Below are 23196 nucleotides of genomic sequence, written 5' to 3'. Positions count from 1 at the left end.
TCAATATAGTTAATAGGTATATATACAGGTGTTAAGAAGTATTTTTCACATAACTAACAGGGGGAAATTAAATGAAAAAAATGATGACCATGAATGGGAATACAGCTGCGGCATATGTTGCATACGCATTCTCTGAAGTTGCTCCTATCTATCCTATCACGCCATCAAGTGATATGTCAGAGTTAATAGATGCATGGGCTGCTAACGGAAAGGAAAACATTTTTGGGGAACAAGTTCAAGTTTCAGAACTTCAATCAGAAGGTGGAGCAGCTGGAGCAATGCACGGAGCATTATCAGCTGGAGCTTTAGCTACATCTTTTACATCATCACAAGGACTTTTGCTCATGATTCCAAATATGTACAAGATGAGTGGGGAACTTTTACCGGGAGTTCTACACGTTGCAGCTCGTGCTCTTTCAACACATGCGCTTTCAATTTTTGGAGACCATCAAGACGTAATGGCAGCAAGACAAACCGGATTTAATATTATAGCGTCTTCGTCAGTGCAAGAAATATTGGAATTAGGTGCAGTATCTCATCTTGTTTCAATAAAATCTCGCATACCTACTATGCACTTCTTTGATGGATTTAGAACTTCGCATGAAATTCAAAAAGTAGAAGCGGTAGATTATGAAGATTATAAAAAGCTGGTAGATTTTGAAGCTATAAATGAATTTAGACTAAAGTCTATGAATCCAAACAGACCATACACAAAAGGTACAGCTCAAAACTCAGATGTATATTTCCAAGCAGCTGAGAGTACAAACCAAATGTATGAAGATGTAGTAGAGACAATAGTTTACTATATGGATAAGATGGGCGAAATAACAGGTAGAAAATATAGACCATTTGATTACTACGGAGCAGAAGATGCCGAAAGAGTTATCATAGCAATGGGTTCTGTAAATGAAACTATAGAAGAAACTGTAGATTACTTAAATAAAAACGGAGAAAAAGTAGGTCTTATAAAAGTTAGATTGTATAGACCATTCTCTAAAAAATATCTTTTAGACGTAGTTCCAAAGACAGTTAAGAAGATAGCAGTTCTAGATAGAACTAAGGAAAAGGGAGCTCCTTATGAGCCGCTACATCTTGATGTACTAAGTGCATTTGTCGGAGAAAAAAATGCGCCAATCATAGTTGGGGGAAGATATGGATTAGCTTCTAAAAACACAACACCTTCACATATAAAGAGTGTGTATGACAACTTGGCAGAAGAAAAACCAAAGGACAAGTTCACAATTTCAATAAACGATGACATTACACATACATCTCTTGAAGTTAAAGAAGAAATTCAAACAGAACCTGAAGATATAATTAAGTGTAAATTCTGGGGATTTGGATCAGATGGTACAGTTGGCGCAAATAAATCAGCTATAAAGATAATAGGTGATGAAACAGAAATGTATGCACAAGCATATTTTGCATACGACTCTAAAAAATCAGGTGGGGTTACAATTTCTCACTTGAGATTTGGAAACAAACCAATACGCTCAACATACTTAATTACAAAACCTGACTTTATATCTTGCTCAAAACAATCTTATGTATACAACTATGATTTGTTAGAAGGAATCAAAGACGGTGGAAAATTCTTACTAAATACACTTTGGACAGAAGAAGAGTTAAAACAAAACTTACCTCTTCAAATGAAGAAGACTTTAGTTGAAAAGAAAGTTGAATTCTACACTATAAATGCAACAGGAATAGCTGAAGAAATAGGACTTGGTTCAAGAACTAATATGATTATGCAATCAGCATTTTTCAAATTAGCAGAAGTATTGCCAATCGAAGAAGCTGTAGCTAAATTAAAAGAATCAATAAAGAAAACTTACGGCAAAAAAGGCGACAAGATAGTTCAAATGAACTATGCTGCAGTTGACGCTGGTATAGAAAAATTACAAAAGATTGAACTTGATGCTTCTTGGTTAGAAGGCGAAGACACACTTGCAGAAAAAGACTTGCCGGAATATGTAAAGACAATCTTAAATCCACTAAATGCTCAAAAGGGAGACGAAACTCCGGTGTCAGCATTCGTTGGAGTTGAAGAAGGTATAATGCCTACAGGAACTGCAAGATATGAAAAGAGAGCAGTTGCAGTTAATGTACCTCATTGGCACATAGAAAACTGTATACAATGTAACCAATGTTCTTTCGTTTGTCCTCACGCAGTAATCAGACCATTCTTATTAAACAAAGAAGAAGTTGAATCTAAACCGGAAGCTTTTGAAACTCTTGAAGCAAAAGGTAGAGGGCTTGAAGATTTACAATATAGAATTCAAGTTTCAGTGCTTGACTGTACAGGATGTGGAAACTGTGCCGACACATGTCCGGCAAAAGAAAAAGCTCTTACAATGGAACCATTGGAAGCAGAACTTTCACAAGCAGGCAATTGGGAATACGCAATGAAAGTTGAACCTAAAGAAGATGTTATGGAAGATAACACAGTAAAAGGTTCACAATTCAAACAACCACTTCTTGAATTCCACGGAGCTTGTGCGGGTTGTGGAGAAACACCATATGCAACTCTTGTAACTCAACTATTTGGAGATAGAATGCTTATAGCAAATGCATCAGGTTGTTCATCAATTTGGGGAGGTTCATATCCATCAGCAGGATACTGTGCAAATAAACATGGACATGGACCAGCTTGGGCATCATCACTATTCGAAGACAATGCAGAATATGGATATGGTATGGCGCTTGCAGTTAAGAAGCTTAGAAATACTATAAAATTCCATATGGAACAATACATGGAAGCAAACGGAAAAGAAGAAATCTTCACAGAGTGGATTGAAAATATGAAAGACCCTAAAGTAACTCGTGAATTAGAATCTAAAATCGTAGAGCTTACTAAGGATTCAGACGATGAAAATCTAAAAGAAATATATAAACTTAAAGACTACATTGTAAAACAATCAATTTGGAGCTTTGGTGGAGACGGTTGGGCTTATGATATTGGATACGGCGGACTTGATCACACAATGGCAAGTGGAGAAGACTTTAACATCTTGGTATTCGATACAGAAGTTTATTCAAATACAGGTGGTCAATCTTCAAAATCAACACCAAGAGCTGCAGTGGCAAAATTTGCAGCAGGTGGAAAGAGAGTTAGAAAGAAAGATCTTGGCGCAATGCTTATGACTTATGGTTATGTATATGTTGCACAAGTTGCAATGGGTTCAAATATGAATCAATTGATGAAAGCTTTAAAAGAAGCAGAAAGCTATGATGGACCATCAATAGTAATTTGCTACGCACCATGTATAAACCATGGGCTACTAAATGGAATGGGCAAGAGTATAGCGCAAGAAAAACGCGCCGTAGAAGCAGGATATTGGCACTTATATAGATACAATCCTCAATTGATAGTAGAAGGAAAGAATCCATTCACATTGGACTCTAAAGAACCGACAGCATCATTCCAAGAATTTTTAGATTCAGAAGTTAGATACACTTCATTGAAGAAGACATTCCCTGAAGTTGCAGAACAATTGTATCAAATGGCAGAAGAAGACTCTAAATTTAGATATGCTAAATATAAAAAGTTGGCAGAAAATTAAATAATAAAATGAAACAAGCTGAACACAATTTAAGTGTTCAGCTTGTCTATTATTTCCAGGAAAATTTATAATAACCGGAAGCCTTTTTAAAATTGACTTTAAAAAAATATTTTGCATCAGTTAGCATATATTGGCTGTGCGAAGGATTTAAACTATTTAAAGTAAATAAAACATTCTTCTTCGAATCTAAAATTTCCACACAAACTTCACCTCTTGAAAGATTATTTTCTAAATAAAAATCATATATTTTGTCTTGTTCAAATTTTATACTAATATCCGTTAAACAATAGATACAATTGTGTGATTTAATGTAGTATAATAATATTATGAAAGATATACAAAAACAAATTCAAGAATTAGAAGTAGACCTCAAAAAAACTAATAACAAAAGAGAATATATAAGGATTAAAGCCATAATGCTAAAACTTAAAGGCAACAGTGCCAAATCCATATCTGAAAAATTAGATGTTGGAAAATCTACAGTATTCGCATGGTTAAAAGCATACAGAGAAGATTCTGTAAACGCATTAAAAAATAAAAAAAGACAAGGCAATCATAGAAATCTCTGCTTTGAAGAAGAAAAAGAATTCCTAAAGCAATTTGAAGAAAAAGCAGAAAGTGGACAAATAGTAACAGCCAAAGAAATAGAAAAAGCATATGTAAAGCTTGTAGGACATTCCATAGGAACGGGTCAAATATATAGAGTACTAAAAAGACACGGATTTAGAAAAATAATGCCAAGAAGTAAACATCCTAAGAAAGCAAGTAAAGAGGTCATAGAGACCTCAAAAAAATTAACAGCAGAGCAAAAAAACTTAGAAACGTTAACCCGGATAAAAAAGTAAGAATAATGTTCCAAGATGAAGCGGGATTCGGTCGCATAAATAAGCCGAAATACTGTTGGTGTAACCATAAAATAAGACCATCAATACCTTGTCATCATTTAAGAGAATACAGATATACTTATGGAGCAGTAGAACCAACAACAGGAGAAAACTTCTTTTTAATATTGCCGTATTGTAATACAGACTGTATGAACATATTTTTTAAAGAACTCTCCAAAACCTATAAGAATGATATGATACTACTAGTATGTGATGGAGCAACATGGCATAAATCCAAAGGATTAAGAATACCGGAAAACATAGAAATAATGCATATACCACCATATACACCAGAAATGAACCCCATAGAACAGATTTGGAAACAAATTAGGACTATGGGATTTAAAAATGAATTTTTTCACACATTATCAGACGTAGTGGATAGGTTGTGTGAAACGATAAATAAATTAACAAAAGAGATGGTTAAAAGTATCACCAATAGGGATTGGTTATATATCTAGATTTAATAGGATAATAGTATTAAAACACGCCTTGTAAAACCGGTACAAAATTTAAATTTAGCATAGTGATTGTCATTTGAAAGACTAAATTTTTCATAAAAGAGTAGAGCAACCTTAGTAGATAAAGAGACAATACCATTATTGTAAAGCACATATAAAATTATCGTTACAGAAAATAAAATTAAGAAGGAAAATACCATAGCTAACTCCTATTGAGTACAAAGTTCAAAATATTTTGCTAGTTATTTGATTGTAAAAATCTAACTAAATTTTTTACGTTAGTAGACGGACTTACGTGGAATCTGTGGATTTCAAGCAAGGTTTCAGGATTATCAGGGTCTAGTTTGCTGAGTTTTGTAGCAAACTTATTTGCGCCGACAAAACCATATTTTAATCCCGCATCAACAACCGCTTTTTTGGCAATTTCATTTACCATTGCACCTGGATATGCAATTGCATTTGGAAAAGTTGAAGACATATTGTAAACTACGTCATTGTTCCAAACCAGATCATTTTTTATTTTTGCGTAAAATTCCGCGTCAGTTTCCCCTTCGAGTTTAGAAGAGAGAAAAGTCTTGCCCTTGTTTGCACCATCCAAAAAAGTTCCATCTAAACTATAAGTGTGACTGCCAAAGGCAAATACACCCGATTCAGCCATTTCTATAATTTGCGGGCGAGTTAGAAAATCAGGTCTTTCGAGCTGAGAGCCTACCATGAAGAGAGAAGCTTTAGCACCATATTTTTTTAGTATCGGATATGCATTTTCATAGTTATTTCTGTAACCATCATCAAAAGTTATAAATATAGGATTTTTTGGAAGTTTCATCTCTCCACTCACAAGCTTGTCTAAATCATATAGAGTTAGGAAAGTAAAATCAGCTTCCTTCAAAGCTTTTATAGTTTCTTCAAACTTGGCATTTGAAATCACATATTCACTATTAGTTGGATTTTCATCACTTATTCCATGGTAAGTTATCACTGGCAGAGTTCCCTTGCCCACAGTCCTAATTCGAAACCAATATATAAGTCCGAAACCAAGCACGATGAGAATTAAAAATATATACTTTTTCATAAAGTCCTCCGATTAAAATAATGTGTTGTAAACATTTTAACATAAACCTAAGAAACAATCTTCTATGGTATAATTCAAAAGAGGAGTGAATTATGAAAAAAATACTTACAGGAACTATAATAGATTCAAAATTTCCAAACAAGTCAACAGTTGTGGGAGAAAATTTTGAACTTAAAATAAAGGGCGGAATAAAAGGACAAGTTGTAGAAATTAAAAAAGCAGGACACAGAAAAGGGAAACTGATAAATGTATTAAAATCGGCACCGATTGAAACAGAAAATAATTGTGAACATTTAGAAGTGTGCGGAGGATGTACATACCAAAGATTTTCGTATGAAAATGAAATAGAATACAAGAGAGAATTATTAAATAAATTATATAGAGACGAGGGATTTGACTTTGATATAGAAATGGTCGCTTCGCCCGTTTATAAAGACTACAGAAATAAAATGGAGTACACATTTTCAGATGAGTACAAGGACGGTCCATTAGCGCTTGGGCTACACATGAAAAATAGATTTTATGAAGTTGTAAACACAACAGATTGCAACATAGTAAGTCAGGATTTCAACACAATAAGAGCTTTTACAAGAGATTATTTTGACGGAGTTTTAAAACCATACCACAAGATGAGACATGTTGGAAATTTAAGACACCTTTTGATTAGAAAATCTATTCTTGGAGAAATATTGGTAAATTTAGTAACAACAAGCGAAGAATTTGATTACACGACATATTTTGAAGAACTTTTAAAATTAGAACTAGATGGAAAAATAGTCGGAATTATACACACTAAGAATGATGCGCTATCCGATGCAATTGTTCCGGAAGTTGTTGAAGTTTATTACGGAAGAGACTATCTAAACGAAGAAGTTTTAGGATTGAAATTTAAAGTTGGTTTGTATTCATTCTTCCAAACAAACACAAAATCTGCCGAGGTGTTGTATAGCTTGGCGAGAGATATGCTTGGAAATATGGGAGACAAAGTGTTGCTAGATCTATATTGTGGAACGGGAACTATAACTCAAATAATGGGACAGGGAACAAAAGAGGCCCTTGGCATAGAGATAGTTGAAGAAGCTGTAGAAGCTGCAAGAGAAAATGCCAAACTAAATGGCATGACAAATATAAAATTCATAGCAGACGACGTTTTAAATGCAGTAAAAGATTTGGAATATGTGCCGGATGTAATAGTGCTTGATCCACCAAGAGAGGGAATAAATCCAAAGGCAATAGATAAAATAATAGACTTTTCACCAGAGAAGTTTTTATATATTTCATGTAATCCGGTGACACAGGCGAGAGATTTAAAAAAATTTGTAGAACGTGGATATGAAATAGTTCAAATTAAGGCTCTTGACCAGTTCCCAAGAACTTCTCATGTGGAGACGGTAGCGTTATTGTCCAAACTTGATGTCGATAAGCATATAGATGTTGAAATTAAGCTGGATGAGCTTGATTTGACAAGTGCTGAAAGCAAGGCTACTTATGCACAAATCAAAGAATATATATTAGAAAAATTCAATTTAAAGGTTTCGACACTCTATATTGCTCAGATTAAAAGGAAATGTGGTATTGAATTAAGGGAGCACTATAATAAGTCAAAAAAAGATAAACAAGTTATTCCACAATGCACACCGGAAAAAGAGGAAGCTATCATGGATGCTTTAAGGCATTTTAAAATGATTTAATAGAAATGGAGGGTATTTATGAGTTGGATAATAAAAATAATCTTATTTCCAATTAGCTTGGTATTAAGTATCCTCACAGCATTTCTGACATTTCTACTTGGTATCGGAACAGCCCTACTGTATTTGCTGATGATTTTTTGCATATTTGGAGCAATTGCATCTTTTCTGCAAAAAGAAGTTACCATCGGAATCGAAGCATTGATTATTGGATTCTTAGTTAGTCCATACGGAATACCGATGGTTGGAGCAACAGTTATAGCTTTTTTACAAGGTATCAATGAAGCGATAAAATCAATCTAAAAAATTTCATAAAAATGGTTGCCAAAGGCGATAGAAGAAAAAACTATCGTCTTTTTCTTTGCAAATTTTTAAGGAGGGAGGTGATCTTGCATGGACTTTGACTATTTCTATAACAGAGAAGCGGAAAGATTTAACTTTCTGAAAGTACCTGAAATATTGGTAGATGGAGAAGAATTTAAGGGACTATCTGCTGAAGCCATTATCCTATACTCCATGCTTTTGAAACGCACAGGAATGTCCTTTAAGAATAACTGGGTGGACAAGGAAGGCAGAGTATTTATCTATTTTACTGTTGAAGAAATTATGAGAAGAAGAAATATCTCAAAGCCTACTGCCATAAAAACATTGGACGAGTTAGACAGCAAAAAAGGAATAGGACTGATTGAAAGAGTAAGGCTTGGACTTGGTAAGCCGAATGTCATTTATGTCAAAGACTTTATGAGCATAATAGCGGTAAAAGAAAATGACTTTCAGAAGTCAAAAAACTTAACTTCAGAAGTAAGAGATTTTAACCTCAGAAGTAAAGAAAATGAACTTCAGGAAGTTCAAAATGTTGACTCTAACTATATAGAGAATAATAAGAGTAAGTATAGTAAGAGAGAATATAGTTTTGGGAAAAGCGGACTTGGAACATTTCAAAATGTCTTTTTAAAGGACGAAGACATAGGAGAATTACAAATAAAAATGGCAGGAGAGCTTGATAACTACATTGAAAGACTATCAACCTATCTTCAAAGTACCGGAAAGACATATAAAGACCATAAAGCAACAATCCTTTCTTGGTTTTATAAAGATCAGGGAAGTAAGAAAAAATCCAATATCCCTACATGGGAGGAATATAACAAGGGAGTACATTTATGATTAAAGAATTAGAGAAAGTGATGATAGAAGATGTGGAGTACAGCTTCAATCCTGAAAAAGAATACATTAAAGACGGACACGCCTACTGTAAAGTGTGTCATGAAAGAAAAGATGGAAAAGCATTAGAATTTTTCGGAAAACAGATGATATTTAAGACAGCTTGTAAATGCGATAGAGATAGAGAAACAAAAGAAAAAGAAAGACAAAAGCAGCTTGAAATCGAGAGATTAAAAAGTATCTGCTTCACATCCATGATTCAATGGGCATATACCTTTGAAAACTATCATGGAAAAGAAAATCAGAGCCTTATTATCGCAAAGAATTTTGTAAAAGATTATGAACTGATGAAAAAAGAAAACATCGGACTTTTGTTTTATGGTTCGGTGGGTAGCGGAAAGACCTATCTTGCCTGCTCTATTGCCAATGCACTGATTGAACAATATCAGATAAGCGTTAAGATTAGAAACTTTTCACAGATAATCAACGAACTGCAAAAAGGCGGATTTGACCTTGATAAAAACGCATATATCGAATCCCTTGTAAACACTTCCGTTCTCATCTTAGATGATTTAGGAATTGAAAGAGATACAAGCTATGCCAAAGAGCAGGTATATAACATTGTGAATAACAGGTATTTAAAGCATAAGCCAACAATCTTTACCACAAATTTTTCATACAGCCAAATTGAAAACTGTACGGATAGTGTGGAATATCAGAGGATTTACTCAAGGATTATTGAGATGTGTATTCCTGTGATGGTACTTGGAGAAGATTACAGAAAAGTTATTCAGGAAGAAAAATTAAAGAGGAATAAAGAAAGATTACTGACTGGAGGTGAGAGAACTTGATCAATGAAGAAATTGCAAGAAAAACGCTGAATATGGAGGTTAAAGCCGGAAAAGTAACAGCAAAACTTCTTTTGACTTTACTCAAGAAACTAATGAAAGAGGCTGAGAAACTCGGAGGACTGGAAAAGCTCGTTAGTAGCAAAGGAAATGAAGTGAAGCTCAAAGATATGGTTAAAAAGGGACAGCTTGAAGAGATACCAGTAGAAGAAACAGAATTGAAGGAACTGAAAAAAGAACTGAACAGATATGGAGTTAAGTTTTCGGTAATGAAAGACAAAGAATCAGGTAAATACTCAGTGTTCTTTCAAGCGAAAGATATGAAAGTGATGGATAAAGCCTTTAAACACGCTCTTTCAGAATCGGAAAAGAAAACGGAAAGGAAAGAGTCCATTCACAAAAATATTGAGAAGTTCAAGGAGATGGCAAAGAATACTATTTCTAAAGATAAAGTCAAGAATAAACAAAAGGAGCAGAGCCTATGATAGATAAGATACTAAAAGACATCAAAGGCTTATTTAAGGTGCAAGATAAGGCAAAGTTTCTAAAGCAGAATATTCCCTATCTTGCATTTTTCTATGTTGGCAATATCTTTTCTCACCATGTAAGAGCCTATACTGGTGGCGATGTGATAGACAAAATCTTTCAAGGAATATTAGAGCTTAATACCATGAGCTTTATTCCGAGTATTCATCCAACTGATATTTTAATGGGCGTAGGAGTAGCAGTTTTAATTAAATTTATAGTCTATACCAAAGGGAAAAATGCTAAAAAGTTCAGACAGGGGAAAGAGTATGGATCAGCACGATGGGGAACGAGAAAAGATATAGAGCCTTATGTTGATGAAAAGTTCCAAAATAACATCTTACTTACCCAAACTGAGCGATTAACCATGAATGGCAGACCGGCAAATCCTAAATATGCTCGTAACAAAAATGTGCTTGTAATCGGTGGATCAGGAAGTGGAAAAACGAGATTTTATGTAAAACCGAATCTTATGCAGATGCACTCGTCATATTGCGTAACAGATCCTAAAGGAACGATAGTCATTGAGTGTGGCAAGATGCTTGAAGATAATGGCTATGAGATAAAAATTTTAAATACCATCAACTTCAAAAAGAGCATGAAGTATAATCCATTCGCCTACCTTAGAAGTGAAAAAGATATACTCAAATTAGTGCAGACAATTATTGCAAACACAAAGGGAGAGGGTGAAAAAGCAGGTGAGGACTTTTGGGTGAAAGCCGAAAAACTCTACTATACAGCTCTTATTGGATATATCTTCTATGAAGCTCCAAGAGAAGAAAAGAACTTTGCAACACTACTGGATATGATAGACGCTTCAGAAGTCAGGGAAGATGATGAAACATATATGAATCCCATTGATAGACTATTTGAAGCATTGGAAAAGAAAGAGCCTACGCACTTTGCGGTAAAGCAATATAAAAAGTACAAACTTGCTGCTGGAAAAACGGCGAAGTCTATTCTTATTTCATGTGGTGCAAGGCTTGCTCCTTTTGATATTCAAGAGCTTAGGGACTTGATGAAAGAAGATGAACTTGAGCTTGATACACTCGGAGATAGAAAGACAGCACTTTTTGTTATTATCTCTGATACAGATGATACTTTTAACTTTGTGGTGTCTATTATGTACTCGCAGTTATTTAACCTACTTTGCGATAAGGCAGATGATGAATACGGGGGAAGATTACCTGTTCATGTAAGGTGCTTGCTTGACGAGTTTGCCAACATCGGCTTAATTCCAAAATTCGAGAAATTGATTGCAACAATCCGAAGCAGAGAGATTTCAGCAAGTATTATCTTGCAGGCACAATCTCAGCTAAAGGCAATCTACAAGGATAATGCAGATACCATTGTAGGCAACTGCGATAGCACTTTGTTTCTTGGTGGAAAGGAAAAGACCACACTAAAGGAGCTATCTGAAACACTTGGTAAAGAAACCATAGATCTATATAACACATCGGAAACACGATCCAATGCCAATAGCTATGGACTGAATTACCAAAAGACAGGAAAAGAGCTGATGAGTCAAGATGAGATAACGGTTATGGATGGCAGTAAATGTATTTTTCAGCTTCGAGGTGTAAGACCGTTTTTATCAGATAAATTTGATATTACAAAGCATAAGAATTACAAGTTACTTGAAGATTTTGATAAGAAAAATGCCTTTGATATTGAGGAATATATCAAGCGAAAAGGGAAAGCAAAATTAAATAGAGAAACGGTTATTACAAGAGTGCAGTAAGTCTAAAGAACATAGATTTACTGCTTTTTTTATTGCAAGGAGAAGATATGATAAGGATAAGAAGTCCCACTAAGGAAAACTAAATAGCAAGAGTATTAGCGATTGGAAAAGAAAAACTCCGATCGCTTTTTTTATTGAAAAGAAAAGGAGAAATTTTTAATGAAGCAAGAAATGATTAACATCAATGCCAATTTATTGGCAGAACCAACTTTTTCGAGTTTTGACAAAGAGGGAGAAGCTGTTGAGGTTGCAAACTTCACACTTGTAAAAAAGTATGGAAAAGGTAAGGAATATATCAATTGTGCAGCCTATGGTGAAAAGTCAGAAACAGCAAAAGCCTTTGAAAAGGGCGATTTGATTCATATCTTTGGTTACTTTAAGAAGCGTGAAAAAGACGGAAAGACTTACAAAAACTTTGTTGTGAAGTCATACAATAAAATTGAAAAGAAAGAAGAAAACGAGGAGGAATAAATTATGGAATTTTTTACACAGGCAGTAAATGTATTAAAGATTTTAGTTATGGCAGTAGGTGCAGGACTTGGAGCATGGGGCGTTATTAACCTGATGGAAGGATATGGGAATGACAATCCCGGTGCAAAATCTCAGGGTATTAAGCAGCTTATGGCAGGAGGCGGTATTGTCCTTATCGGATTAAAGCTCATTCCACTTCTTGCCAATGTACTCAAGTAAGAAGAAAAGGAGAGCTTAGATGTTTGGAATATTCGACAAGATAGAAGAATTTTTTAAGGAACTTCTACTGGGCGGTATCCAAGCAAACTTAGAGACCATGTTTCTTGACATCAACGATAAAGTTGGTGCAGTTGCAACAGATGTAGGAAAAACTCCCATGGGGTGGAACGGAGATGTATTTGCCTTTATCAAAAGCATTAACGATTCCGTCATTATTCCCATAGCGGGACTAATCATCACAGCAGTCCTTTGTATTGAGCTTATCAATATGGTAATGCAAAAGAACAATATGCATGATACGGACACCTTTGAATTTTTTAAGTACATCATTAAGATGTGGATTGCTGTATGGTTAGTATCTCATGCTTTTGAATTTTCAATGGCAGTCTTTGATGTGGCACAACATATGGTAAATAAGGCGGCAGGGGTGATAAATACCTCTGCCACCGTTTCCGGAGATCAGATAGTGGCAATGATGGATACCTTAAAAGAAAAGGGGCTTGGAGAGCTTGTCATGATTCTCTTTGAAACCTCACTCATAAAGGTTGCCATAGAGGTAATTTCCATTGTAATCATGCTTGTGGTTTACGGAAGAATGTTTGAGATTTATGTTTACTCATCGGTTTCAGCCATTCCATTTGCCACAATGGGAAACAAAGAGTGGGGACAAATTGGAACAAACTATATCAAAGGACTATTTGCACTTGGGCTACAAGGACTCTTTTTAATGGTTTGTCTTGGAATATACGCAGTATTAGTTAAGACAATAAAGATAACAGATATACACACAAGTACCATGACGATACTTGGATATGCGGTTTTGCTGGGGTTAATGATGCTAAAGAGCGGAACTCTGGCCAAAAGCGTATTAAATGCACACTAACAGAAAGGAAGGATAGGATGATCAAAAGAAAAACAGTATTTACAGCAGTAGTAATCGGAGCAGGTGTTATAGCGGTGATTGATAGAATCAAACTTTTTAGCAAGATTAATGACTTGGAAGAAAGAACAAAAGACATCGGTCGCTGCCATAATGACTTTTGTATTTTGCAGGAAAGATATAACAAAAATACAGATAAACAGATAGAAAGCATTCAGGAAGAAATCGGCTCTGTTTATGAACACATGGCAGAGCTTTCAAAGGAAAAAGAAGATGGGAGGTAAGTTATGGCGTATGTACCAATCCCAAAAGACCTAAAGAAGGTAAAAACAAAGGTAGCTTTTAACTTAACAAAAAGGCAGATGATAGGTTTCACACTCGCAGGACTGGTAGGACTACCAGTCTATTTATTTATGCGAAAGATCGTTCCAAATGATATAGCCGTCATATTTCTCATTTTGTCCACACTCCCTATATTTTTCATCACTCTTTTTGAAAAGGACGGACTGACATTTGAGAAATATTTTAAATATATTTACCTTCATAAGTTTTATCAGCCACAAAAAAGAGTGAGAAAGGAGGTTTACCTTGAAAGACAAAAGAAAGATTCAGCAGGTAAAGTTAGAACAAAACAAAAAGATGTTAAGAAGTCAAAGACAGGACTTAAAGCAAAACAAGGGAAAATCTAAAAAAGATAAAGGCGGGCTACTTGACCTTATTTTTAGAAAAGAACCAAAAAGATATACTGTCGAAGATACCATTCCCTATCTTAGACTCTTAAAAAGCGGGATATGTCAGCTTGATGAAAAGCACTTCAGTAAAAGCATAGCCTTTCAGGACATCAACTATCAGCTTGCCTTAGATGAGGATAGGGATTTGATTTTTAATCAGTTTGCAAATTTCTTAAATTCCTTTGATCCAAGTGTCAGCATAGAATTTTCCTACATCAATCAGCTTGGACGAAACGAAGAAATGAAATCGGCAATTCAGATACCGGATAAAGGGGATGGATTTGACGGTATACGACTTGAGTTTAGAGAGATGCTAAAAAGTCAGATTGTAAAGGGAAATAACGGACTGAAAAAATCAAAGTATATAACCTTTACAGTGGAAGCTGATAATTTAGAACAGGCTACATCAAAACTTGAAAGACTGGAGATAGATATATTATCTAATCTAAAAAGCATGGGAGTGAGAGCTGAAAGTCTTACAGGAGAAGAAAGATTAAAGATACTTCACGATATATTAAATCCCAATAAGACCTTTGAATTTTCATACAAGGACTTAAAGAAAAAAGAAAGCACAAAGACATATATTGCTCCTGATGAATTTAACTTTACTCCGTCAAGGTATTTTAAGTTTGGGAAGTTTATCGGTGCAGTCAGCCATTTTCAAATTCTTGCCAGCGAGCTTTCAGACCGTATGCTTGCCGAGTTTTTGGATATTGATGATAACATCAATATTTCATTTCATATTAAGGCAATCGACCAATCGGAAGCTATTAAAATGGTAAAGAGAAAAAATACCGATATTGACAAGATGAAAATTGAGGAAAATAAGAAAGCGGTAAGAAGCGGTTATGATATGGACATTCTTCCATCGGACTTAATCACCTATGGAGAAGATGTAAAAAGCCTCCTAAAGGACTTACAGACAAGAGATGAGCGAATGTTTGTGGTAAGTATCGTCTTTATGAACTTTGCAAAAACGGTGCAAAAGCTTGATAACACAATCTCTCAGATAAGTTCCATTTCAAATAAGCATAACTGTAAGCTGAAAAGACTTGACCATGCGCAAGAACAAGGACTTATCAGCGTGCTACCTCTTGGCGTAAACAAGATTGAGATAGATAGAGGACTAACCTCATCATCTACGGCAGTTTTTATGCCCTTTACCACAGAGGAGCTTTTTATCAATTCAAGTAACAGTCTTTATTACGGACTAAATGCCTTAAGCCATAACCTGATTATGGCAGATAGGAAAAAACTCAAAAATCCAAACGGTCTAATCCTCGGAACTCCTGGAAGTGGTAAATCCTTTAGTGCTAAAAGAGAAATGGCAAATGCAATTTTAGTAACGGACGATGATGTGATTATCTGCGATCCAGAAGGGGAGTATGGAAACCTTGTAAGACAGTTTAAGGGAGAAGTGATAAAGGTCAGCAGTAAGTCAAAAGACTACTTAAATCCCCTTGATATAAATATGAATTACGGAGATGGAGATGCACCTCTTAAAGACAAGGCAAATTTCATTATGTCCATGCTTGAACTTGTAGTTGGAGGAAGCGGACTTACAGCAGAAGAAAAGTCGGTTATAGATAGGTGCCTTCCTAAAATCTATGAAAAGTATTTTGAAAATCCGACTCCTGACAATATGCCGATTCTTCAAGACCTATACGATATGTTAAAAGGGCAGGAAGAAAAGGTTGGTAAGAAGCTGGCAACGGAGATGGAAATATATGTATCAGGTTCTCTTAATGTCTTTAATCACAGGTCAAATGTGGACTTAAATAAGAAGCTGCTGTGCTTTGATATTAAAGAGCTTGGAAGCCAGCTTAAAAAAATCGGTATGCTTGTCATTCAGGATCAGGTGTGGAATAAGGTATCACAAAACAGAGGAAACAAGGCTACAAGGTACTATATAGATGAGTTTCACTTGCTGTTAAAAGATGAGCAGACAGCTTCATACTCGGTTGAGATATGGAAGCGTTTCAGAAAATGGGGAGGTATCCCAACAGGTATTACGCAAAATGTCAAAGACCTACTGATGAGTAAGGAAATTGAAAATATCTTTGATAATACGGACTTTGTGCTAATGCTTAATCAGGCTTCAGGCGATAGAGAAATTTTAGCAAGGAAACTTAAAATCTCACAGCCACAGCTAAAATATGTAACCAATTCCAATGCAGGAGAAGGACTTTTGTTTTTTGGAAATACTATTGTTCCTTTCCTTGATAAGTTCCCGAAAGACACAATCCTTTATCAGAAGATGACAACTAAGCCTGAAGAAGTGAGGTAGGCTTATGGGACAGAAACTGAAAAGGGACTTTAAGGAAAGGCAAAGAGCAAGGATAGAAAAGGAAACACTTAAAAGTAATAGCAGCATAGAGCCTGAAGAAAATAAACTAAAGCATAATGATGATTACAGAGGGAAAATTGTCCATGACAAAGACAGATTTCAAGATAAGGTTCATGAAAAGGTCAGTAAGAGAAGTGCAGAAACTGAATTAAACGGAAAAACTTCTAAAAGAAATGCAAGGTATAGAGCTTCCGATAAGGATAGCGTAGCTTCTGTAGCTGAAACAGAAGGTGTAAGTCAAAAAGAAATTGGAAAAGCAGATTATATTACTGAGGTTAAGGATGGAAAAATCTATGATCCTTTAGGAAAAGACCTTGATAATGACGGAATCATAGATAGATATGACAATGACTTTAGGGACAGCGACTATTTTGAGTCAACCTATGATGTAGAGGACAACCTTCATCGTAAAGCAGAAGATACAAAAGGCTTTTCAAAAAGCCAAAAGGCTCAAAAGAAAAAATATAAGAGAAAAAACTATTCCGATAAGCTCTATACCAGAAAAAAGGACAAAGAATCCAAAGAGGAAAAGGCTGACAATAAAAAAAGCGGAAAAGAAGCCATTCTTGATAGAGAAAAGAAAAACAGGCTTTCTAAAGAACAGGAAAGAACTTTTAGGGATAAGGCTTCTAAAGTGTCCGCTTTATCAGGACTTGCTAAAGGAAGTGAAACCGTAAGAGATTATTTATCTCATGGAAGTGATGAAAATCAAGGGGTAGAGGCAGGAGAAAAAACAGCCGACACAAGCTCAAAACTCATTCATGGCATTAAGAACTATTCAGATAAGAAAAGAGCAAAAAAAGGATATGACCTTACGAATAAGGACTATAAAATCAGAAAGCGAAAATCCAAACTTGAATTTCGAGATGCCAAAGAGGAGCTAAAAAAGACACAGGAGTATCAAAAAGCAAATAACTTTAAGCGATTTCAAAAGCGAAAGCAGATGAAAGATTCCATTAAAAGGCAGAATAAGTCAAGGCTTAGAGATCGCATTAAGGAGGGGCTTATAGGAAGTCTTAAAAGTTCAAAGGAAGTTATATTAAGAAAAGCGAAGGGACTTATGATTATTTTCATAGGTCTTATTATTTTGGGAACTTTCTTTATCAACTTTGCAGGAACGGGAATGACAGGCTTTATGAACTCCACAAGTTCTGTTCTTACAACAAGCTATTTGTCAAAGCCAAATGTCCTAAATGAAATCAATCAGAACTTTTCCGCTATGGAAAGTGAGCTTCAAAACGAGGTTGATCATGTCAAAGAGAATTATCCCGGATATGACGAGTACATCCTAAATAACACAGAGTACATCGGTCATAATGTCCATGAGCTTTTATCCTACATTACATCAAGGTGCGGAGAAGTAAAGAATGTATCGGAAGTAAGCTCCGTATTAAATGAGCTTTTTAAGTCCATGTATGACCTTGAGTATAAGGAAGAAGTAGAAATCAGATACAGGACAGTTACAGAAACCTATACCGATGAAGATGGAAATGAATATACCGAAAGCCATGAAGAACCTTACGAGTACAAGAAACTCATTGTAACCCTTCATAAAAGGGAAATGGACAGTATCATCAGAGAAGTCTTTGCGAACTATCCTGACAATCTAAAACACTATGAAGCCTTATTCCTTGCTCAAGGCAATATGGGAGAAGCCTTTGGCAATAGCGATCTGATTGCTTCCAATGGAGGTATCGGAGGTGGAAAAGAGTATGAGGCTTCTACGGAAGTTCAAAAGAAGATTGTAAATGCTGCATACATTACGCCATCTCCGGGTGCAGGCTGGTGTGCTATGTGGGTGTCGCAGGTCTATCAAAATGCAGGACTTGGATATATCGGAGGAAATGCTTGTGATATGTACCGAAACTACACCTTTACATCAGATAAATCAAAACTCAAGGTAGGAATGCTTGTTGCAGTTGAAAGTAGTAGTAGCGGAAGTACAGCAGGACTTACCTATGGTCATGTGGGAATTTATATAGGCGATGGCAAGGTAATAGATAATATCGGGCGAATCAGAGTAACTACCTTAGATGATTGGATAGCAACTTTCTGCAAGCACCATCCCGTAGGTTTCGGCTTTCCGCCAAATGTAAACAGATAAGGAGGACACAATTTGAAAAAAGAACTTACAGCAGTAAAAAACAGAATAAAGAAATTAAAAGATAAAAAGGCTCTAATTGATGAAGAATTGGAGCCTTTGTTCATTCGTGAGGAAGAACTTGAAAACGAAGAAATTATTGCCATTTGCAGAAAGAACAACATTACAATCAGTGATTTAATGGCAAAAGTAAACAGAGAAAAAGCAGAAGTGAAAAAGGAGAAGACAAATGAAAACCAGTTTGAAAAATAAAAGAATTACAGCTATTGTTGTAGCTTTTACCCTCTTAATGGGTGGAGTTTTAGGGGTGTTAAAAGTTGGTGCAAAGACAGTATTTGCGTCAAATGAACCGCCTGAAAAATATGAAACATATTATGAACTGAAATTCGAGGATCATACTTCAGATGACACCTTTAGAGGATTTTATTATGTCGGAAAAGAAAATAAAGAAGGTCAGCCATTGAACTTTAAATTTTCCTTATCAAAATCCTTTGAAGAAAAGGGAGGTGTAGTTGTCGATAAGTATAATGAAACCTTTACCAATGAGAATATGGACAAAGAAAATCAGTTAGATGATCTAAGATACATGACAAAGAAAACTTATCCATATTATCGAATTCACAATGTAGGGACAGGTGCTTTTACAAGTATCGTTTCTCCAAGAGATAAAGATAATTACTATATTGGAGATATTACAGAAAATGCAGAAGAACGAACTGTAAAAGGAAAGAAAGCAAATGTCATTGTCTATACCTGCCCTGTTCTACAGTTAAATAGAAATATTGAGAAAGTAACGGTTGATTATGAGGGAGAGCTTAAAGAGGAAACAAAGAACGCTATTATTGGCAGAGTAAAGGAAGCAAATCCCAATATCAACAATGTAAAAGAAATCAAGATTGTTAAAGACAAGCTGATTATTGAAACATGGAACAGATTTCATACCGGTGTCCCATACCTTGAATTACCTTTAGAGGATTTATATAAGAGAGTAGCGAATGCGTCAACTCAAACAGACAATAAGGATACAAAGGATCAGGAAAGTCAGACAAAAAGTGAAGTAAAGGTCAAATATCAATATCAGGATGGAAAGGTATATAAGGAGTATTCAGCTTCCTTTGACAAAAATCAGGTGATTGACGCTTCTGATCTTGAAATGCTTCCTGATAACATGAGCTTTAATGACGATTTTGTAAACTACACAGTAAAAGGTGATGGAAGCGATAGTATTATCCGAATTGTAAAAAAGTTAGAAAGTAATGCTCAGACGCAGACAGAAAAGCCAAAAACAGAAGATAAGGGAACTCAAACAGAGCTTAGCAAAGATGATATTTCAAAAATGGAAAAGGAATCTAAGGAACTTCAGGAAAAACTTGACAAGCTAAATCAGGAGATTAAGGACAAGGATAAATTAAGCGATAAGCAAAAGGAGAAAATCAAAGACCTTGAGGAAAAAATAGATAAGCTGAAGGAAAAACTTGAAAAGGGCAAAGACGATAAGGATTTATCGGCGGATATGAAAAAGGAGATTGAGAAGCTAACTGAGAAAATTAAGGAGCTTGAGAAAAAGACGAATGAGGTTGGCAAAGCTCCTGTTACGCATAATCCTACTGTAACCACAATCAGCCCTATCTCCGGAATGAAAACAGGAACAGGAAACTTCCCTAAAACATCTGTAAGTGATACGGGTAAAGGCTCATCATCACAGGATAATACAGGAAAGATTACAAAGGACACAAATGTTGGCAAGACCGATGAGAAAGAAAAGGAAGTTCGTTATCCCAATAAGCTGACACCGAAACAGCCCGCTAATAATGGTAGTCAGGATTCTTCATTAGATGGTTCAAGTAAGACAGTAAATACCAATAAAGGAGTTGCTTCTGCTCCATCAAAGGCACGAGGAACTGTTACGGAAAATAAGGATAATGCCAACAATGATTATCCAATTCACCATAATGACAGTAAAGATAATAAAGAAACGGATAAATATTCTGCTGATGCAAGACAGTTTGTTACCTTTACTACTAAGAATGGCAAGACCTTTCATTTAATCATCAATCACGATGAGGATAGCGAGAATGTTATGCTCCTAACAGAAGTATCCGAAGATGATCTTCTTAATATGGTTGAAAAGAAAGAAGCTCCAAAACAGGAAATTACAAAGGAAGAACCTGAAAAAGAAGAACCTAAGCCAGTAAAAAAAGAAGAAAGCAGCAATATGGGAACCTACTTAATTCTCATTCTTGTAGTAGCAGGAGCATTAGGTGCAGGATATTATTTCAAGGTCATTAAGAAAAAGGAAGATAAGGAGCTTGAAGGCTTTGAGGAGGAAGATGATGATTTCTTTTCAGAAGCGGAAGAAAGTGAAAATGAAGTAGGTGAAGCAGAAATAGAAGATAAAGAAGATGATGAGGTAGAGTAGATTTGCACCTAAAACTATACAATATTTGGTGCAAAAGACAGGGCGGGAGAGTAACTTCTTTCGCCCTCTTTTTTTGAAAAACAGGAGGAAAAAATAGATGAATTTAGTAATTGCTGAAAAGCCAAGTGTTGCAATTTCTATTGCAAAAGTGATCGGAGCAACAAAGAAGAAGGATGGATATTATGAAGGAAACGGATATAGGGTTTCTTGGTGCGTAGGACATCTAATTCAAATGGCAAATCCGGAAAGCTATGATGAAAAGTATGCTAAGTGGAATATGGCGGATTTACCGATTATCCCAAAAGAATATAAGTATGAGATTGCAAAGTCCACAAAGAAACAATTTACGATTCTTAAAAAGCTGATGAATGATAAGGATATAGACATCGTGATAAATGCCTGCGATGCAGGGCGTGAAGGAGAAGCCATTTTTAGGCTTGTATATAATCAGGCAAATTGTAAAAAGAAGATGAAACGCCTTTGGATTTCATCAATGGAAGATAGTGCCATAAAGGATGGTTTTGATAACCTGAAAGACGGAAAGGTTTATGATAATCTCTTTGCATCAGCACAAGCAAGGGCGATTGCAGATTGGATTGTGGGAATGAATTTAAGCAGACTGTATTCGTGTCTATACAAGCAAAATTACAGTGTTGGCAGAGTTCAAACACCTACCCTTGCCATGATTGTAAATAGAGATGATGAGATAGCAAATTTTAAGAAAGAAAAATATAATACAGTGGAATTAAGCCTTAATGGCTTTACACTATCAACAGATAGAATTGATGATGAGGTTGCTGCTGAACAGCTAATCAATTTAGTAGGCGATAAGATAGAAATTACCGATGTTATTCAAAAGGAAAAGATAACAAAACCTGAGCTGCCATTTGACCTGACAACGCTTCAAAGAGAGTGCAATAAATATTTTGGATACTCAGCTAAGCAGACACTTGATTATGCTCAAAGTCTTTACGAAAAGAAACTGATTACCTATCCAAGAACAGACAGCAGATGCCTTACTGAAGATATGATTGTAAGTACGGTTAATAACATTTTAGGGAAGAATAATTTTGATACAGAGCGTATCAAGACGGTATTTAACTCTAAAAAGGTTACAGACCATCATGCGATTATACCGACAGTAAGCAGTATGAATGAGGACTTAACTTCTCTTCCGGAAAGTGAATTGAAGGTATATGAACTTATTTTAAATAAGCTACATGCAAGTGTAGGCTATCCTTTAATTGAGAATACAACGAAGATTGTGGCTGAATTTGATGGATTTGAATTTACAAGCAGTGGCAAGGTGATTGTAGATGAAGGCTTTACCAAATACCTAAACGAATATGTAAAAAAGAAAAATGAAGATACAGTGCTTCCGGATGTAAAGATTGGTGATAGTCTTGATATTAAAGATAAAGAGATAAAAGAAAAATACACATCATCGCCTAAACATTTTACGGAAGATCTTCTCCTAAAGGCTATGGAGCTTGCAGGAAATGACGCATTGGAAAAAGGTGTAGAAGTTGAGCGAAAAGGACTTGGAACACCCGCAACAAGAGCGGGGATTATTGAAAATCTGATTTTCAAGGGATTTGTAGAAAGAGATAAAAAGAACCTTATTGCTACACATAAGGGAATCAGCCTTGTAACGATTGTAGCTGATACTTTTAAATCGGCAGAAACAACAGCAAAGTGGGAAATGGAGTTATCGGATATTGCACAGGGGCAATCTTCAAAGGAAAATTTTTTAGAAGCGATTGAAAATGAGATAAAAGAAGTGGTTTCCACTTATACCAAGTAAGATGCCACTAATTTCAAGGTGGAAAAAATGCCCTAAAAATGCTATAATCTTTTGTAGGAAAAGTAGGGAGAAAGGAAACGAGTATGAAAGATACATTTATGGATACTGCAAAAGTTATGTCAAAGGGGCAAGTTACCATTCCGAAAAGGATAAGAGAACTCTTGAACTTACAAAATGGAGATTATGTTACTTTTGTAGTTCATAAAGATAAGGTGCAAATTCAAAACTCCAAGACTTTTATTGAAGAAAATATTGATAAATAACAGTATATTTATAGAGGT

At 35.4% G+C, this 23196-nt stretch carries 21 protein-coding genes; 20 read left to right on the top strand and 1 reads right to left on the bottom strand.

The annotated features are described in order from the left end of the window. The first annotated feature begins 71 nt into the window (after positions 1 to 71). The 3 genes from nifJ to DYE58_RS06065 all read left to right on the top strand — a co-directional run bounded on the left by nifJ (position 72) and on the right by DYE58_RS06065 (position 4908). Positions 72 to 3563: a pyruvate:ferredoxin (flavodoxin) oxidoreductase gene (nifJ, locus tag DYE58_RS06075; protein ID WP_115312106.1), complete on the top strand. Its 3492-nt coding sequence runs from the start codon at positions 72 to 74 to the stop codon at positions 3561 to 3563. 326 nt (positions 3564 to 3889) lie between these two features. After that, positions 3890 to 4408: a helix-turn-helix domain-containing protein gene (locus tag DYE58_RS06070; protein ID WP_115312105.1), complete on the top strand. Its 519-nt coding sequence runs from the start codon at positions 3890 to 3892 to the stop codon at positions 4406 to 4408. A gap of 5 nt (positions 4409 to 4413) precedes the next feature. Further along, a complete protein-coding gene (locus DYE58_RS06065; RefSeq protein ID WP_115312104.1) occupies positions 4414 to 4908 on the top strand; it encodes an IS630 family transposase in 495 nt (164 codons plus the stop codon). A gap of 238 nt (positions 4909 to 5146) precedes the next feature. Here DYE58_RS06065 and DYE58_RS06060 read toward each other — a convergent pair whose 3' ends face one another. Then, positions 5147 to 5980, bottom strand: a complete 834-nt coding sequence (locus DYE58_RS06060; RefSeq protein WP_004819896.1) for a polysaccharide deacetylase family protein — start codon at positions 5978 to 5980, stop codon at positions 5147 to 5149. A gap of 92 nt (positions 5981 to 6072) precedes the next feature. On the opposite strand from DYE58_RS06060, the gene rlmD reads away from it, so the two are divergent. From rlmD to DYE58_RS05970, 17 genes are all read left to right on the top strand, one after another. After that, on the top strand, positions 6073 to 7671 hold the full coding sequence (gene rlmD, locus DYE58_RS06055; RefSeq protein ID WP_004819898.1) for a 23S rRNA (uracil(1939)-C(5))-methyltransferase RlmD: 1599 nt from the start codon (positions 6073 to 6075) through the stop codon (positions 7669 to 7671). Positions 7672 to 7689: 18 nt separating this feature from the next. Continuing rightward, a complete protein-coding gene (locus DYE58_RS06050; protein WP_004819900.1) occupies positions 7690 to 7971 on the top strand; it encodes a CD1845 family protein in 282 nt (93 codons plus the stop codon). A gap of 90 nt (positions 7972 to 8061) precedes the next feature. Then, on the top strand, positions 8062 to 8832 hold the full coding sequence (locus DYE58_RS06045; RefSeq protein ID WP_000344986.1) for a replication initiator protein A: 771 nt from the start codon (positions 8062 to 8064) through the stop codon (positions 8830 to 8832). Next, positions 8829 to 9680, top strand: coding sequence for an ATP-binding protein (locus DYE58_RS06040; protein WP_004819904.1), 852 nt, complete (start codon positions 8829 to 8831; stop codon positions 9678 to 9680). Before DYE58_RS06045 ends, DYE58_RS06040 begins: the two co-directional genes overlap by 4 nt. Further along, positions 9677 to 10162 carry a PcfB family protein gene (locus DYE58_RS06035; RefSeq protein ID WP_004819906.1) on the top strand — a complete coding sequence of 162 codons (486 nt, stop codon included), beginning with the start codon at positions 9677 to 9679 and terminating at the stop codon, positions 10160 to 10162. The genes DYE58_RS06040 and DYE58_RS06035 overlap by 4 nt, the downstream gene beginning before the upstream one ends. Then, a complete protein-coding gene (locus tag DYE58_RS06030; RefSeq protein ID WP_004819908.1) occupies positions 10159 to 11943 on the top strand; it encodes a VirD4-like conjugal transfer protein, CD1115 family in 1785 nt (594 codons plus the stop codon). The genes DYE58_RS06035 and DYE58_RS06030 overlap by 4 nt, the downstream gene beginning before the upstream one ends. Before the next feature lie 159 nt (positions 11944 to 12102). Continuing rightward, on the top strand, positions 12103 to 12414 hold the full coding sequence (locus tag DYE58_RS06020) for a single-stranded DNA-binding protein (protein ID WP_000807039.1): 312 nt from the start codon (positions 12103 to 12105) through the stop codon (positions 12412 to 12414). Between the two features lie 3 nt (positions 12415 to 12417). Next, a complete protein-coding gene (locus DYE58_RS06015) occupies positions 12418 to 12633 on the top strand; it encodes a Maff2 family mobile element protein (RefSeq protein ID WP_000394208.1) in 216 nt (71 codons plus the stop codon). A 19-nt stretch (positions 12634 to 12652) separates the two neighbouring features. After that, a complete protein-coding gene (locus DYE58_RS06010) occupies positions 12653 to 13516 on the top strand; it encodes a VirB6/TrbL-like conjugal transfer protein, CD1112 family (protein ID WP_004819928.1) in 864 nt (287 codons plus the stop codon). A 17-nt stretch (positions 13517 to 13533) separates the two neighbouring features. Beyond that, complete coding sequence (locus DYE58_RS06005; RefSeq protein WP_000595839.1) at positions 13534 to 13797, top strand: hypothetical protein; 264 nt, start codon at positions 13534 to 13536, stop codon at positions 13795 to 13797. Positions 13798 to 13800: 3 nt separating this feature from the next. Next, positions 13801 to 14202: a PrgI family protein gene (locus DYE58_RS06000; protein ID WP_004819933.1), complete on the top strand. Its 402-nt coding sequence runs from the start codon at positions 13801 to 13803 to the stop codon at positions 14200 to 14202. Beyond that, positions 14102 to 16531: a VirB4-like conjugal transfer ATPase, CD1110 family gene (locus DYE58_RS05995; protein WP_115312103.1), complete on the top strand. Its 2430-nt coding sequence runs from the start codon at positions 14102 to 14104 to the stop codon at positions 16529 to 16531. Before DYE58_RS06000 ends, DYE58_RS05995 begins: the two co-directional genes overlap by 101 nt. A 4-nt stretch (positions 16532 to 16535) precedes the next feature. Next, positions 16536 to 18695, top strand: a complete 2160-nt coding sequence (locus DYE58_RS05990) for a CHAP domain-containing protein (RefSeq protein WP_000529887.1) — start codon at positions 16536 to 16538, stop codon at positions 18693 to 18695. Between the two features lie 12 nt (positions 18696 to 18707). Next, positions 18708 to 18944: a hypothetical protein gene (locus DYE58_RS05985; RefSeq protein ID WP_000711923.1), complete on the top strand. Its 237-nt coding sequence runs from the start codon at positions 18708 to 18710 to the stop codon at positions 18942 to 18944. Then, positions 18922 to 21111 carry a CD1107 family mobile element protein gene (locus DYE58_RS05980; protein ID WP_004819942.1) on the top strand — a complete coding sequence of 730 codons (2190 nt, stop codon included), beginning with the start codon at positions 18922 to 18924 and terminating at the stop codon, positions 21109 to 21111. Before DYE58_RS05985 ends, DYE58_RS05980 begins: the two co-directional genes overlap by 23 nt. A 97-nt stretch (positions 21112 to 21208) precedes the next feature. Beyond that, on the top strand, positions 21209 to 22915 hold the full coding sequence (locus DYE58_RS05975; protein WP_004819943.1) for a DNA topoisomerase 3: 1707 nt from the start codon (positions 21209 to 21211) through the stop codon (positions 22913 to 22915). Between the two features lie 83 nt (positions 22916 to 22998). Then, positions 22999 to 23178 (top strand): AbrB/MazE/SpoVT family DNA-binding domain-containing protein, encoded by a 180-nt coding sequence (locus DYE58_RS05970; RefSeq protein WP_004819946.1) that lies wholly within the window; start codon positions 22999 to 23001, stop codon positions 23176 to 23178. The last annotated feature ends 18 nt before the right edge of the window (positions 23179 to 23196 follow it).

It is taken from the genome of Peptoniphilus indolicus (assembly GCF_900454665.1).
Taxonomy (GTDB): Bacteria; Bacillota; Clostridia; order Tissierellales; family Peptoniphilaceae; genus Peptoniphilus; species Peptoniphilus indolicus.
This window is presented reverse-complemented; position numbering and strand designations above follow the sequence as displayed.

What these genes read in the sequence shown, in the direction of transcription:
- DYE58_RS05990 (WP_000529887.1), top strand. Translation starts at nt 16,536, where the DNA reads ATGGGACAGAAACTGAAAAGGGACTTTAAGGAAAGGCAAAGAGCAAGG.
- DYE58_RS06015 (WP_000394208.1), top strand. Translation starts at nt 12,418, where the DNA reads ATGGAATTTTTTACACAGGCAGTAAATGTATTAAAGATTTTAGTTATG.
- nifJ (WP_115312106.1), top strand. Translation starts at nt 72, where the DNA reads ATGAAAAAAATGATGACCATGAATGGGAATACAGCTGCGGCATATGTT.
- DYE58_RS06040 (WP_004819904.1), top strand. Translation starts at nt 8,829, where the DNA reads ATGATTAAAGAATTAGAGAAAGTGATGATAGAAGATGTGGAGTACAGC.
- DYE58_RS05975 (WP_004819943.1), top strand. Translation starts at nt 21,209, where the DNA reads ATGAATTTAGTAATTGCTGAAAAGCCAAGTGTTGCAATTTCTATTGCA.
- DYE58_RS06070 (WP_115312105.1), top strand. Translation starts at nt 3,890, where the DNA reads ATGAAAGATATACAAAAACAAATTCAAGAATTAGAAGTAGACCTCAAA.
- DYE58_RS06005 (WP_000595839.1), top strand. Translation starts at nt 13,534, where the DNA reads ATGATCAAAAGAAAAACAGTATTTACAGCAGTAGTAATCGGAGCAGGT.
- DYE58_RS06020 (WP_000807039.1), top strand. Translation starts at nt 12,103, where the DNA reads ATGAAGCAAGAAATGATTAACATCAATGCCAATTTATTGGCAGAACCA.
- DYE58_RS05970 (WP_004819946.1), top strand. Translation starts at nt 22,999, where the DNA reads ATGAAAGATACATTTATGGATACTGCAAAAGTTATGTCAAAGGGGCAA.
- rlmD (WP_004819898.1), top strand. Translation starts at nt 6,073, where the DNA reads ATGAAAAAAATACTTACAGGAACTATAATAGATTCAAAATTTCCAAAC.
- DYE58_RS06000 (WP_004819933.1), top strand. Translation starts at nt 13,801, where the DNA reads ATGGCGTATGTACCAATCCCAAAAGACCTAAAGAAGGTAAAAACAAAG.
- DYE58_RS06065 (WP_115312104.1), top strand. Translation starts at nt 4,414, where the DNA reads ATGTTCCAAGATGAAGCGGGATTCGGTCGCATAAATAAGCCGAAATAC.
- DYE58_RS06050 (WP_004819900.1), top strand. Translation starts at nt 7,690, where the DNA reads ATGAGTTGGATAATAAAAATAATCTTATTTCCAATTAGCTTGGTATTA.
- DYE58_RS06010 (WP_004819928.1), top strand. Translation starts at nt 12,653, where the DNA reads ATGTTTGGAATATTCGACAAGATAGAAGAATTTTTTAAGGAACTTCTA.
- DYE58_RS05980 (WP_004819942.1), top strand. Translation starts at nt 18,922, where the DNA reads ATGAAAACCAGTTTGAAAAATAAAAGAATTACAGCTATTGTTGTAGCT.
- DYE58_RS06045 (WP_000344986.1), top strand. Translation starts at nt 8,062, where the DNA reads ATGGACTTTGACTATTTCTATAACAGAGAAGCGGAAAGATTTAACTTT.
- DYE58_RS06030 (WP_004819908.1), top strand. Translation starts at nt 10,159, where the DNA reads ATGATAGATAAGATACTAAAAGACATCAAAGGCTTATTTAAGGTGCAA.
- DYE58_RS06060 (WP_004819896.1), bottom strand. Translation starts at nt 5,980, where the DNA reads ATGAAAAAGTATATATTTTTAATTCTCATCGTGCTTGGTTTCGGACTT.